Annotated in this window: 11 protein-coding genes; 8 read left to right on the plus strand and 3 right to left on the minus strand. The window is 69.4% G+C overall.

Annotation, left to right across the window (positions count from 1 at the left end):
• The first annotated feature begins 89 nt into the window (after window positions 1-89).
• Both QH948_RS11310 and QH948_RS11315 read left to right on the plus strand, forming a co-directional pair.
• Window positions 90-2057 (plus strand): glycoside hydrolase family 71 protein, encoded by a 1968-nt coding sequence (locus tag QH948_RS11310; protein ID WP_281144476.1) that lies wholly within the window; start codon window positions 90-92, stop codon window positions 2055-2057.
• A 104-nt stretch (window positions 2058-2161) separates the two neighbouring features.
• The gene (locus tag QH948_RS11315) at window positions 2162-2872 is read left to right on the plus strand and encodes a CDP-alcohol phosphatidyltransferase family protein (protein WP_281144477.1); all 711 of its coding nucleotides are present in this window, start codon (window positions 2162-2164) and stop codon (window positions 2870-2872) included.
• 4 nt (window positions 2873-2876) lie between these two features.
• On the opposite strand, the gene QH948_RS11320 is transcribed toward QH948_RS11315, so the two are convergent.
• Both QH948_RS11320 and QH948_RS11325 read right to left on the minus strand, forming a co-directional pair.
• Complete coding sequence (locus QH948_RS11320) at window positions 2877-3575, minus strand: acyltransferase (RefSeq protein WP_281144478.1); 699 nt, start codon at window positions 3573-3575, stop codon at window positions 2877-2879.
• A complete protein-coding gene (locus QH948_RS11325; protein ID WP_281144479.1) occupies window positions 3575-4801 on the minus strand; it encodes a polysaccharide biosynthesis protein in 1227 nt (408 codons plus the stop codon). Before QH948_RS11325 ends, QH948_RS11320 begins: the two co-directional genes overlap by 1 nt.
• Before the next feature lie 176 nt (window positions 4802-4977).
• Here QH948_RS11325 and QH948_RS11330 point away from each other — a divergent pair, with 176 nt between their 5' ends.
• Both QH948_RS11330 and QH948_RS11335 read left to right on the plus strand, forming a co-directional pair.
• A complete protein-coding gene (locus QH948_RS11330; protein ID WP_281144480.1) occupies window positions 4978-5469 on the plus strand; it encodes a DapH/DapD/GlmU-related protein in 492 nt (163 codons plus the stop codon).
• A complete protein-coding gene (locus tag QH948_RS11335) occupies window positions 5466-6590 on the plus strand; it encodes a glycosyltransferase (protein WP_281144481.1) in 1125 nt (374 codons plus the stop codon). Before QH948_RS11330 ends, QH948_RS11335 begins: the two co-directional genes overlap by 4 nt.
• Here QH948_RS11335 and QH948_RS11340 read toward each other — a convergent pair.
• Window positions 6532-7938: a hypothetical protein gene (locus tag QH948_RS11340; protein ID WP_281144482.1), complete on the minus strand. Its 1407-nt coding sequence runs from the start codon at window positions 7936-7938 to the stop codon at window positions 6532-6534. The genes QH948_RS11335 and QH948_RS11340 overlap by 59 nt on opposite strands.
• 155 nt (window positions 7939-8093) lie before the next feature.
• On the opposite strand from QH948_RS11340, the gene QH948_RS11345 reads away from it, so the two are divergent.
• From QH948_RS11345 to fcl, 4 genes are read left to right on the plus strand one after another with little or no spacing between them, the layout of a single operon-like run.
• Window positions 8094-10181 (plus strand): polysaccharide biosynthesis tyrosine autokinase, encoded by a 2088-nt coding sequence (locus QH948_RS11345; protein WP_281144483.1) that lies wholly within the window; start codon window positions 8094-8096, stop codon window positions 10179-10181.
• A complete protein-coding gene (locus tag QH948_RS11350; RefSeq protein WP_281144484.1) occupies window positions 10178-10843 on the plus strand; it encodes an arsenate reductase/protein-tyrosine-phosphatase family protein in 666 nt (221 codons plus the stop codon). The genes QH948_RS11345 and QH948_RS11350 overlap by 4 nt, the downstream gene beginning before the upstream one ends.
• Before the next feature lie 2 nt (window positions 10844-10845).
• Window positions 10846-11967: a GDP-mannose 4,6-dehydratase gene (gene gmd / locus QH948_RS11355; protein ID WP_281144485.1), complete on the plus strand. Its 1122-nt coding sequence runs from the start codon at window positions 10846-10848 to the stop codon at window positions 11965-11967.
• Window positions 11967-12932 carry a GDP-L-fucose synthase gene (fcl, locus tag QH948_RS11360; RefSeq protein WP_281144486.1) on the plus strand — a complete coding sequence of 322 codons (966 nt, stop codon included), beginning with the start codon at window positions 11967-11969 and terminating at the stop codon, window positions 12930-12932. The genes gmd and fcl overlap by 1 nt, the downstream gene beginning before the upstream one ends.
• Window positions 12933-12935: the final 3 nt, after the last annotated feature.

The following is a 12935-nucleotide window of genomic DNA, read 5'->3' on the forward strand; positions in this document are numbered from 1 at the left end:
GCTTGATGCTCGAGCCATCGCGAGTCCCTGACAACTTCACACTCACTGTTCGCATCGCACCCCCGCACCCCCGCAAGACAGGTTTCCTGATGAAGTCATTCAGAGTCCGCCCCAGGACCCTCGGAGCGCTGCTCCTCGCCGTCCTCCTGAGCACGTTGATCGGCGGCGGAGCCCTGCTCGCCCCCACGGCCCAGGCAGAGGACGCGGCCACGACGCGCACGGTCACCCTTCCCGCGACCCGCACCACCTACACCTCCAGCGCCGCCACGACGACGAACTTCTCGACGGCCACCACCCTGTTCGGCAGCAAGACGATGTACGCGAGCTACCTGGGCTTCGACAAGCTGACGCTGGCCTCCGGCGAGTCCATCACCGGTGCGTCCCTCAACCTGAACGTGACGTCGGTCGGCGGCTCGGGCAGCACCGATGTCACCGTCGTCCCGGTGAACAACTCCTGGACCGCGGCCAAGGTCACCTACACCGCACGCCCGGCCGCCCTCGGCGCGGAGGTCAACACCACCTCGACCGCCCCGGCAGGCAAGACCAGCGCACTGAAGCTCAACGCGTCGAAGGTCGCCTCCCAGATCACGACCGGAGCCTCGTTCGAGGTCCGCAACACTGTCTCGGCGGCACAGCTCAACTTCTCGGCCACCGGCGCCAAGGCCCCGACGCTGACAGTCACGATCTCCACCAGCGGCTCGAGCAGCAACTCGAGCACCTCCGACAAGACGTCCGAGGCGACGGACTCGGCCACGGACAACGGAAAGATGGTGTTCGCGCACTACTTCCCGCCGTACCCCGTCTCCATCGACAACAAGGCGAGCGACGCTGACTACTACGCGAGGCACTACCTCGTCGCCTCGGGCGAGAACGGCAAGTACGCGAGCGTCGGCGGCCTGCTGCGCGATCGCCCGTTGACCCGTGACCCCATCTCCGGCAACTACAAGCTGGAGGACCTGAAGACCGAGGTCAGGCAGGCCATCGACGCCGGCATCGACGGCTTCGCGGTTGACATCCTCTCGCTGAGCGGCTCGAACTGGGACCGCACCGTCCTGCTGATGCAGGCGGCCGAGGCTGTCTCAAGTGACTTCAAGATCATGCTGCAGGTAGACGCCACCGCCAGCGCGGGCAAGGCCTCCGCCGCGGATCTCGCCGCCGCTCTCGCCACGTTGTCCAAGTACTCGTCCGTCTACAAGGTGGGCGGCAAGGTCGTGATTTCCCCCTTCAAGGCGGAGAACAAGACCGCTTCCCAGTGGAAGTCGATCCTGGACCTGATGAAGTCGAAGTACTCCATCTCCACCGCCTTCTTCCCCGTCTTCCTGAACGCCAGCAAGATGAGCGACTACGCGTCGATCAGCATGGGCTTCGGCAACTGGGGCGCCCGCGACCCCCTCCTGACCGCCAACGGCCCCAACTACGCTGCCCAGGCGCACAAGCTGGGCAAGCTGTGGATGCAGCCCGTCGCCGTCCAGGACGAGCGCCCGAACCAGAAGCTCTACGACGAGGCAGGTAACACCGAGACCCTGCGCGCAGGCTGGGACAAGGCCATCTCGCAGGACGCGGACTGGGTGCTCCTGACCACCTGGAACGACTACTCAGAGGGCACGAGCTTCGCCCCCTCGGACGACCACGGGTACAGCTTCCTCGACATCAGCAAGTACTACGCGACGCAGTTCAAGACCGATGCGAAGCCCGCCATCACCTCCGACGTGATCTACGTCACGCACCGCATCCAGTCCTACAAGACCAAACCCTCCTACAGCGGCATCATGGTCCAGTGGAGCGGCAACCGCACCACCCCGCGCGACACCGTCGAGCTGTTGACGTTCCTGAAGGCGTCCACGACCGTAAGCGTCAAGGTCGGCAGCAAGAGCTACAGCTACACGGCACCGGCCGGGGTGAGCGCCAAGACGTTCCCTCTGGAGACGGGCTACACGACGGTCACCGCCACGAGGTCCGGTTCGACCGTCGCCTCGGTGAAGACCAAGGACGCAGTGACGTCCACCGTCACGCAGCAGGACCTCTCGTACCACGCGGTGAGCAGCTCCGGCCGCTGACCCACGCGCCGAGGAAGGGCCGGACCCGTGTCAGGGTCCGGCCCTTCCGTCGTCACCGGGCCGGGAGCGGTACTGTGTGGCCCACCAGGCACGGGGAGGCGCAGATGGCTACGGGGAACACCTTCATGGACAGCTATGCACGCCTGTTCAGGGCGCAGAAGACGTCGGTGGGAGTTTCCTACTACTCGCGCTGGATCAACCGCCCGATCGGCCGCGTCCTCGCCTCCGCCGCCCACGTGCTCGGCCTCACCCCCAATGCGGTCACCGGCCTGTCGGCACTGTGCTCGCTGGGCGCACTCGTGCTGCTCGTGCTCGCCGAGCCGTCTCCCCTGACCGGGCTCGGCGTCGGCCTCCTGCTGGTCCTCGGGTTCGCCTTCGATTCCGCCGACGGGCAGCTCGCCCGGCTGCGGGGCGGCGGGTCGCGGCTCGGCGAATGGCTCGACCACCTCGTCGACTCCGGCAAGACCGTGCTGGTCCACACCGCCGTCCTGCTCGCCGCCTGGCTGCACTGGGACGTTCCGACGGGGTGGCTGCTCGTCCCGCTCGCCTACCTGTTCGTGGCGGTGGTGCAGTTCTCCGGGATCCTGCTGACGCAGTTCCTGCTGCCGAAGGATCAGTCCGCGACACCACGTCAGCCGAGCGCGGCCCGCTCGCTCGCTCTGCTGCCGGCCGACTACGGGGTGCTGTGTCTCGCCTTCCTGCTCTCCGGGGCTCCCGCCGTGTTCACGGTGGTCTACACGGTACTCGGCGCCCTGACCGCGCTCGTCACCGCTGGCCTGATCGCCCAGTGGGCCCGGCGGCTGCGGGCGGCCTGAAACCTCAGATCACGCCCTCGTGCGTCTCCCCCGTCGCGGGGACGTAGAGGCGGTGCGTCGACGTGTCCTCGCGGTCGAACCAGAGTCCTTCCTTCGGCGCCCGCCAGGTCGCAGGCGCCCCGGCCCAGACTCCCCGATCCCGCTTTCCCGACCGGGTGAGAACCGACCCGGCGGCCAGCACGGACCTCTCGGGCAGCGACGCGCCCCCGAGGATCAGGCACCGCGCGCCCACGAAGCTGCGCTCCCCCACCACTACCGGATACGCGACCTGCGCGTCGCGGGAAAGGTCGACGCTGTGGGTGAGAATCAGCGTCTGACGTCCCGCCACCGAGGCGAGCGCCCCGACGGTGACCCCACCGGAGCAGTCCACGCTGTGCCGCGACGTGACCTTCGCCTTCTCCCCCAGGATCAGCCGCGCCCCGTCCGGGTAGTGGCGGTCGTACACGGGGTGTGCGGAGATGAGGTTCATCCGCCCGATGCGCGACCCGGGCGCCAGCTCGACAGCCGACAGGTCCTTGAACAGGTTGAATCTCCCGACCGAGGCCCCGTCGCCCACGGTGAACCGCCGCACGCGCAGCACGAGATTCATCGCGGCTCTGGCGCTCGGCGCCACGTCATGCCCCACCTTCCTGAGTAGGGCGTTCTTCGCCCGGCTCGCAGGCAGCAGCCACACGGCCGTCGTCGCGATGTCCACCAGTGCCATCACAGCTCCTCCGTCCCGGCGCCGCGCAGGACGCGCAACGCCACAACCAGTTCCCATCCCATCCTGACCGCGAGGCCGAGTACCACGCCGACCAGGGCGCCCTCGGCGCCCCACCACACCGCGCCGGCGGCGACGAGCGGTAGGCCCACCAGTGCGCCGACGAGTGTCGCCCTGGCGACGACCCGCAGCTTCCCGAACGTCGCCAGGACCGTCTTCGCGATGACAGACTCCATGAAGTTCAAGGCCACGAACCCGGCCATCAGCACCACGAGGGCCCCCGACGGCTCCAGGCTTCCCGCTCCGAGCCAGCCGAGCAGTGGCCGCCCGGCGACCCAGACCGCCAGCGCCATCAGCACCGCGATTCCCGCGCTGCCGGCCAGCCCCCGCTGCGCGCGGGACGCAGGGTGACGACCGCGCGGCACCCAGCCCTGCAGTACCGTGACGGCCGGCCCCATGGCCACCGACACCTGACGCTGCAGCTTGTCGGCCAGCGCATACAGCGGCTGCACCCCGGGGGCGACGGCAGAGACGATGATCACGGGTGCCGCGACATAGCCGGCGCTGCCCAGCGCAGACACGAGCCCGTCGCCGCGGCTGCGGAGCAGCTGGCCGAGCCCCGGCACTGCGGCGGGCACCGCCCCGGACCGCCTGAGGTAGGAGAAGATCCAGACGGAGGACAGGCAGAAGGCCGCAAGGAATCCCGCAGACTGACAGGCCAGCCCCACCCCGGCGTCGGCCCCGCCCCGCATCAGCAGGATGCCGACGAGCGTGCCGAGCACCCGCGGCACGGTCTCGACAAGCAGGAAGACGTAGGGGCGCGCGAGACCCACGAAGAACCAGTTGGCGGTGAGCCCCGCCAGGGAGGCCGTGCCGGTGCCGAGAGCCGCGAGGTCCGGTCGCGCGGGGGCCAGCAGCATCGACACCAGCACAGCCACCAGGACGACGGGCACGAACAGCGAGAGCCGCACCTTCACCGACGAGACGAACTCCTCGCGCCGCTGATCGGCGGAGCCGCGCGCGACCTCCGCCGGACCGGACAGGGACCAGCCGTAGGCGACCGCCACCGCTGCGATCGCCCCCACCGACTGCCCCACCGCGATCGCACCCCAGGCGGCGTCGCCGCTGGCCCGGATCATCGCCGGGATGACAACGAGGGAGGCGACGGCGAGCAGGAGCATGGAGAGGGCATACCCGAACGCCTTGTTGAGCCCGGACAGTGCGCGCACGATGTTCCTCCCCCCTGCCGCGGCCGAGGGCCGCCTGCGCACGAAGTCTATGGTTTAGGCCCTCGCCACGGGGGATTGCTCGTTATAGTGGCCCCATTGCGGACCGTAGAGGGGGGCTCATGGAACCGCGGTGGGATCTCAGTGGCTGCACGGGATACGACAAAGGTCGTGGCTTTGTGTGGCAGGTGTTGTGGCAGCTGGTCTCGGGGCTGGTGTTCGTCCGGTGGTGGTGCCCGGCCGGGCTGCGGGTCAGGATTCTCAGGGCGTTCGGGGCCGAGATCGGCGAAGGCGTCTACATCAAGCCGCGCGTGCGTGTGCACTGGCCGTGGCGGCTCAAGGTCGGCGACCACTCCTGGATCGGCGAGGACGCCTGGATCCTGAACCTGGTGCAGGTGAGCATCGGAAGCCAGTCGATCATCTCGCAGTCGGCGCTGCTGTGCAGCGGCTCACACGACATGCACTCGCCCACGTTCGAGCTGAACAACGCGCCCATCACCATCGGCAACGGCACGTGGATCGCCGCCCGCGCGACGGTGCTGCGCGGGGTGACGGTCGGCGACGGCGCGGTGGTCGGCTCAGGGGCACTGGTGGTCAAGGACGTCGCGGACGGGCAGATCGTGCTCGCCCCGGTGGCCGAGCCGCTGCTCCGCAAGCGCCCAGCGGCATGAGAATCCTGTCGGTCGTCACGCTCATCAGCCCGCTCGGCGAGTACGGCGGGCCCGTGCGGGTGGCGGTCAACCAGGCGAAAGCGCTGCAGGACCGCGGGCACCAGGTGCAAATCATCGCCTCGACCCGCGGCTTCCCGCGCGACGAGGTGCCCACGCAGCTGGACGGGGTCCCGCTCCACCTGTTCCGCGGCATCCAGGTCCTGCCGGGCGCCGGCTTCGCCGGCCTCGCGGCGCCCGGCCTGTGGGCTTGGCTGCTGCGCCATGTGCGCAGCGCCGACGTCGTGCACGTGCACGCGGCGCGCGACCTGGTGACGCTGCCCGCGGCCGCCATCGCCCGGTTGGAGGGGGTCCCGTACTTCCTGCAGACGCACGGCATGATCGACCCGTCGGACAACCCGCTGGCCCGCCCGCTCGACGCGCTCATGACGCGCCCCGTCCTCCGCGGAGCCCGGGAGATCTTCCACCTCACCGCACTGGAGCGCGGCCAACTGCAGGAGGTGGCCGGCCCAGAGCTGCGGCTGGCGGAGCTGGCGAACGGCGTGCCGCTCGCCGACCCGCCGCCGGTCAGCGTGGCGGGTCCCGAGGTGCTGTTCCTCGCCCGGCTCGCGCCACGCAAGCGGCCGATGCTGCTCGTCGACGCCGCGCGCGCCCTGCACGAGAAGCACCCCCGGGCACGGTTCACGCTCGTCGGGCCGGACGAGGGCGAGGGGCCGGCGGTCAAGCAGGCGGTGCGGGAGGCCGTCAGCGCCGGTGTGCCGGTGGCCTGGGAGGGTCCACTCGGCCCGGATCTCGTGCTGGAGCGCACCTCGCGTTCGACGATCTACGTCCTGCCATCGATCAACGAGCCGTACCCCATGTCGGTGCTCGAAGCCATGTCGGTCGGCCGCCCGGTGATCATCACCGACACCTGTGGCCTGGCCCCCCTCGTCGAACGCGCCGGCGCTGGAATCGTCGTGGACGACTCGACCGACGCTTTCGTCGACGCCGTCGACGCGCTGCTCAGCGACCCCCAGCTGGCGCTCGACTGCGGTCGGCGCGGCCGCGAGTTCGTGCGGTCGGACCTCACGATGGAGGCGATCGCCGCGTCTCTGGAGCAGCACTACGGGTCGGCGCTCGCCTGACCCACAGCAGGCACGCCATCGCGACGGCGATCGACCCCGTCGCCTGCAGGAGCGAACCGCGCAGCAGGATCGTCATGTAGACGGGAAGGATGGCGCCGACGATGGCCCACCAGCCCGACGACGCGAAGGTCGGTCCCACCTTGCGGTCCATGGCCGCCAGCAGCGCGCCGAGTACCAGGAATCCGACGACCACCGCGACGACGCCCCCGTTGACCAGCAGCTCGGCCCACAGGGGAGCTGACAGGTTGTCGAACGAGTAACCCCGGTACTGCGCGAGCAGCGCACCTGTGTCGATCGGCTTGTCGGGCCAGATGCTGCGTGGCACCCAGAAGAACATGCTGCCCAGCAGCTGCCGCCCAGGCTCGACCAGTCCGTCCACGGTGTAGGAGTAGGCGTTGGCGATCTGCCAGAACGCGTCGTAGTCGGGGTTGCCGAGGTACTCCTGGAAGAACCCGGACCTCGTCAGCCGCACCTCGTCGGTCCGGAAAGCGTCGGCGAGCGGGAAGACGAAGAGGAAGCCTGCGAGGGTGCCGAGCATCGTGATCCGCGCGCGACCCGCTGTCCTCAGCGCCCCGAGATAGGCGACCAGCGCGAACGCCACGGTGCCGAAGGTGTAGCGGGCGCTCGAGATCGGGCTGACGATCGCCATCAGGACCATCAGGCCGATCGCGATCATCACTGTGTGGGTCGCACGCCTCATCCCGGAGGCGTCGCGTCTGATCTGCACAAGGGCGCCGACCGCGACCAGCATCGGGTAGATCGCCAGCGCATAGAACACGGCGCGCATCGAGGGGTCAGGCCAGGCGGCGTTGCGCGCCGCGAAGGCCGCGGCGCGCGACCCGAGGGCCGCCCCCACCCCGACCTTCGCGAGGAAGTAGGCGCCGAACAGGAGCCCTGCGCCCATGAGCACGATGGACCTGGGAGCGCTGACCGCGACTGCCGGCTCCCCATGGACGGCGTCGCGTCGTCGCAACGCCCTCCACATCAGTCTCCCGACCTCATACGAGGCGAGGCCGCCCACCACGATGAGCGCGGTGGGCATGTCAAGGGCGGGGTCGATGCCCGACGTCGTGGTCGAGATCTCCCCGGAGCGCAGCTGCGCGGTCGGCGCGACGCCCATGAAGATGTAGGCGAAGAGCCAGAAGAAGAACTCGAAGAGGGCGGGCACCCCGCGCACCCAGATGACCGACAGACGGATGCCTGCCCAGACCATGACGAGCGTCGTCAGGACCCAGGCCCGGCTCCGCTCGATGTCCGGAACCTCCGCGAGCAGCGCGGCGGGCAACCCGACGGACAGAACCAACACGGAAGCGGCCATCCAGACCGTGGCGGCCGGCCGGCGCTGCATTCCGTGCGCCTCAGCAGCTGATTCCGTTGTCAGGCTCACGCAACCCCCAGATCACATCCGAATGTGGAAATGTTCCCACCCCCGCCACCAAGGCGGTACCCTTTCGGCAGGACCACGATATCGGGGGATATCGAACCGGGGGGGAGGGTCCTGAAATGACCGTTGGCGACGCCATTCGCCTCTTGAGGGCGCACTGGCTGTTCATCGTGCTGGCGACGCTGCTCGGAGCAGCCGCCGGAATAGGGCTTGCCGCCACGCGGACGCCCGAGTTCACCGCGAGCGCCGACGTCGTCATCACCGTCACCAGCGGGCAGACCACCGGAGAGTTGGCCCAGGGCAGCACCTTCTCGCAGCAGCAGGCCCGCAACTTCGCCGCGATCGCCACCCGCGAGATCGTCCTCGCGCCGGTGATCGAGGAGCTCAACCTCGACACGACCGTCGAGAGGCTCCGCAGGTCCGTCTCGGCCTCTGTCCCCCTCAACACGTCGCTCGTGACCATCGAGGCCACGAACCCGGAGCCGGCCGTGGCAGCGGCGATCGCCAACTCGACGGCAAACCACCTGGCCGAGACCGTCGCAGGACTCAGCCCGAAGGTCGACGACGTGTCGGGCTCTCCCGTGAAGGCGCAACTGATCGAGTCGGCCACGGTTCCGCGCTCGCCGTCGTCGCCGAACATCGGGCTCTTCGCCATCTTCGGCGCGCTCGCCGGGCTGCTCGTCGGGCTCGCCTACCAGGTCATCGCCGAGCTGAGTTTCGCTCGCGTCCGCACGGCAGACGAACTCACGGACACCCTGGGTCTCACCCCGCTCGGCACCATCAGCCGCGACCGGGCAGCCGAGACGAGCCCGGTGGCGGTGGCGTCCGCGCCACTGTCGGTGCGCTCGGAGCAGGTACGGCAGATCCGCACGGCGCTGAAGTTCCTGCCCGGTTCGGACCACCGCGCGTTGGTCTTCTCGTCCGCGATCAGCGGGGAGGGAAAGTCGACCACGGCCATGAACCTGGCGGCGGCCTTCGCGGCCGAGGGCGTGTCAACCTGCCTCGTGGAGTCCGACCTCCGGCGCCCGGTGCTGGTTGAAGCCCTGGACCTCACCGGAGGGGCCGGCCTCACCGACGTGATCGTCGGCGACTGCGAACTCGACGACGCGCTCCAGCCGTGGGGACCGGACGACCTGCAGGTGTTGATCGCCGGCACCGTGCCACCCAACCCGAGCGAGTTGCTCGGCTCCGAGCGTGGGCGTGAGGTGCTCGACCAGATCCACCGCCGCTTCGACGTGGTGGTGATCGACTCTCCGCCGCTCAACGCCGTGACCGACGCCAAGGTGCTGGGGCGGCAGTTCGGCGGCATCGTCCTGGTCGTCGGCGCGCACCGGGCGCGCACCGCCGACCTGCGCCGCGCCCTGACCGCCCTCGAGATCGCCGACGTTCCCCTGAAGGGTTCCATCCTCAATCTCGTCCGCGACAATCCGACCCCGAACGCCTACGCGTACTCGCACAACCTCGCCGCCCACGGTGCGCCCCAGAGGGCATCGGTGTGGGACAACCAGCGCCTCCGGACGGTGGGCAAGGTGGCGCTGGCCGCCGCGGTGGCCCTGTGCGTCGCCGTGGCCGGCATGCTGCTCTCCTCGTGGACGGGCAATGCGTCCAACGCGTCCGCCTCGCAGGCGTCCTCCCCTGCCGTAGCACTCGGCGACCCGAAGCCGGTGGCCGTGTTAGTCGGGGACTCGCTCGTGCAGGGCATCGGGGGCGACGGCACGACGTGGCCATCCCTTGTCTCTGCCGAGCTCGGCTGGGACGAGGTCAACCTCGGCCGGGCAGCAACCGGCTATGTGACCAGCGCCGATGCGTCGGCGTGCGGCCACGACACCTGCCCGACGTTCGTCGAGATGGCCGACGTCGTGATCGCCGTCGACCCCGACGTCGTGCTCGTCTCGGGAGGGGCGTACGACGGGGACAAGGACGTGGCAGCGGCGTCGCTGAGCTTGTTCGAGAAACTGCGCTCCGAACTGCCCGCCGCCCGCATCGTCGTCCTGTCGCCGATGCCGGTCGGCAACACCACCCCTGACACCCTCTCGAAGACGGCCTCGGCCGTCGCGCACAGCGCGGATCAGGCGGGGGCCGACTACCTCGAGGTCGGCTTCCCTCTCGCGCACCACGAAGACCTGTTCACCCAGGACGGGAAGGCCCCCAACGCCGATGGCTACGGGGTGCTTGCCGACACGATCACGGAGGCGATCACATCATGACAGCGACCACGACCTCAGCGCTGAGGACCGAGCAGCCGGCTCTCGACCCGGCGCCGATCCTCCACGTCATCCGCGGCAGCGTCGACGCGCCCCGCCTCGGAACGGTGCTCTTCGTCTGTCAGGCGAACGTCAGCCGGTCGGCCTACATGGACCTCATGCTCCGCCACCTCGCGGCGCGGGCAGGCCTCGACTCCCTGGAGATCCGGTCCGCCGGGCTGCAGGCCCCTGCCGGTCGCACCGTCCACCCCGAGGTCCGACGCCAGCTCGCCAGGGCCGGCGTGGACATCGACGAGTTCAGCGTCAGCCAGCTCACCGTCGACGACCTGACATCGGCTGATCTCGTGCTGACCGCCACCCGGCGGCACCGGGACGAGGCGGGCAGGATCGCCCCTGCGCACCGCCGGAAGATGTTCACCCTGCTGCAGTTCCGGCGCCTTCTCGCGGCCACCGACGCGCCCACCCCCACCGATGGTGGAGCGGTGAGCGGCCTCGTCAAGCTGGCCTCGGGCCAGCGGGGCCTGGTCTCCAGCCCAGGCGCGGCCGACGACATCTCCGACCCGACCGGCCGGCGCAGCAGCGCCTTCGCCACCACCTTCGCACTCGTCGAGCCCGCGCTCGTCGACCTCATCGACCGCCTCTCCACCCAGTCCACGCAGGAGTGACAATGTCCAAGCGAGCTCTCATCACCGGCATCACCGGCCAGGACGGTTCCTACCTCGCCGAGTTCCTCCTCGAGAAGGGCTACGAGGTACACGGCATCAAGCGCCGCTCCTCGCAGCTGAACACCCAGCGGATCGACCACATCTACGAGGACCCGCACCAGCACGACCCACACCTCTTCCTGCACTACGGGGACCTGACCGACGCCACGAGCCTCACTCGCATCGTGCAGGACGTGCAGCCTGACGAGATCTACAACCTGGGAGCCCAGTCGCACGTCGCGGTCAGCTTCGAGGCACCGGAGTACACCGCCGACGTCGACGCGCTCGGCACTCTGCGTCTGCTCGAGTCCATCCGCCTGCTGGGCCTGCAGGACACCGTGCGCTTCTACCAGGCCTCCACCAGCGAGCTGTTCGGCCTCGTGCAGGAGATCCCGCAGACCGAGCGGACCCCGTTCTACCCGCGTTCCCCGTATGCGGTGGCCAAGCTGTACGGCTACTGGATCACGGTCAACTACCGCGAGTCCTACGGCATGTACGCCTGCAACGGCATCCTGTTCAACCACGAGTCGCCCCGACGCGGCGAGACGTTCGTGACCCGCAAGATCACGCGCGGCCTCTCCCGCGTGTTCACCGGCCTCGATGACTGCCTCTACCTCGGCAACATGGACTCACTGCGCGACTGGGGGCACGCGAAGGACTACGTGCGTCTGCAGTGGCAGATGCTGCAGCAGGACATCCCCCAGGACTACGTGATCGCGACCGGCGTCCAGCACTCCGTGCGGCAGTTCGTCGACTGGACGGCGAAGGCACTTGGGATCACGCTCCGCTTCGACGGGAAGGGCGTCGACGAGGTCGGCGTCGTCGAGCACGTGCGCGACGGTGCCGAGACGAACCTCCTGCCCGGCGACGTCATCGTGCGGGTCGACCCCCGCTACTTCCGCCCCGCCGAGGTCGAGACCCTGCTCGGCGACCCCTCACGGGCCGCCCGGAACCTCGGCTGGGCACCCGAGATCGGCGTGGCCGACCTCGTCGCCGAGATGGTCGAGGCGGACCTGCAGGAGTCGCTGCGCCTGGCCTTCCTCCGCAACAACGGCTTCGCGATCCCCTCCTCGGTGGAGCACTGATGACCAGACGGGTGTTCGTGGCGGGGCACCGCGGGATGGTGGGCTCCGCCATCGTCCGCGCGCTGCGGGGGAAACCTGACGTCGAGGTCGTGACGGCGGGCCGCGGAGAGGTCGACCTCGTCGAGCAGGCGGAGGTCCGCGCCTTCTTCCGCGACACGCACATCGACGAGGTGTATGTGGCTGCGGCCCGGGTCGGCGGGATCCGCGCGAACGACGCGTTCCCGGCGTCGTTCATCTACGACAACCTGATGATCGAGGCGAACCTGATCGCGTCCGCCAACGCGGCCGGCATCGACAGGCTGCTGTTCCTCGGCTCATCGTGCATCTACCCCAAGTTCGCGGCGCAGCCGATGCCCGAGGAGTGCCTCCTGACGGGGGTGCTGGAGCCGACCAACGAGCCGTACGCCATCGCGAAGATCGCCGGCATCAAGCTGGCGGAGAGCTTCAACCGCCAGTACGGCCGCGACTACCGCTCCCTCATGCCCACGAACCTCTACGGCCCGGGAGATAACTTCCACCCGGAGAACAGCCACGTCCTGCCCGCGCTGATCCGCCGCTTCGACGAGGCCGTCCGTGACGGGCGCGACGAGGTGGTCATCTGGGGCACCGGAACGCCTCGGCGGGAGTTCCTGCACGTCGACGACCTCGCCTCGGCCGCGCTGCACGTCATGAGCCTGCCGAAGGACGAGTACCGCAGCGTGGCGCCCGAGCGGCAGAGCCACCTGAACGTCGGCACGGGCACGGACCTGACGATCGCCGACCTCGCCCACACCGTCGCTGCCGTCACCGGGTTCGACGGTCGTCTCACCTTCGACGCCTCCAAGCCGGACGGCACCCCCCGCAAGCTCCTCGACGTCTCCCGCCTCGCGAGCCTCGGCTGGCGCGCCGGGATCGGTCTGCCGGAGGGGCTGCGGAGCACCTACGACTGGTTCCTTGCGAACGCGACGACGCTGAGAGAGGGATGAGCC

It is taken from the genome of Tessaracoccus lacteus, from assembly GCF_029917005.1.
Classification (GTDB): domain Bacteria; phylum Actinomycetota; class Actinomycetes; order Propionibacteriales; family Propionibacteriaceae; genus Arachnia; species Arachnia lactea.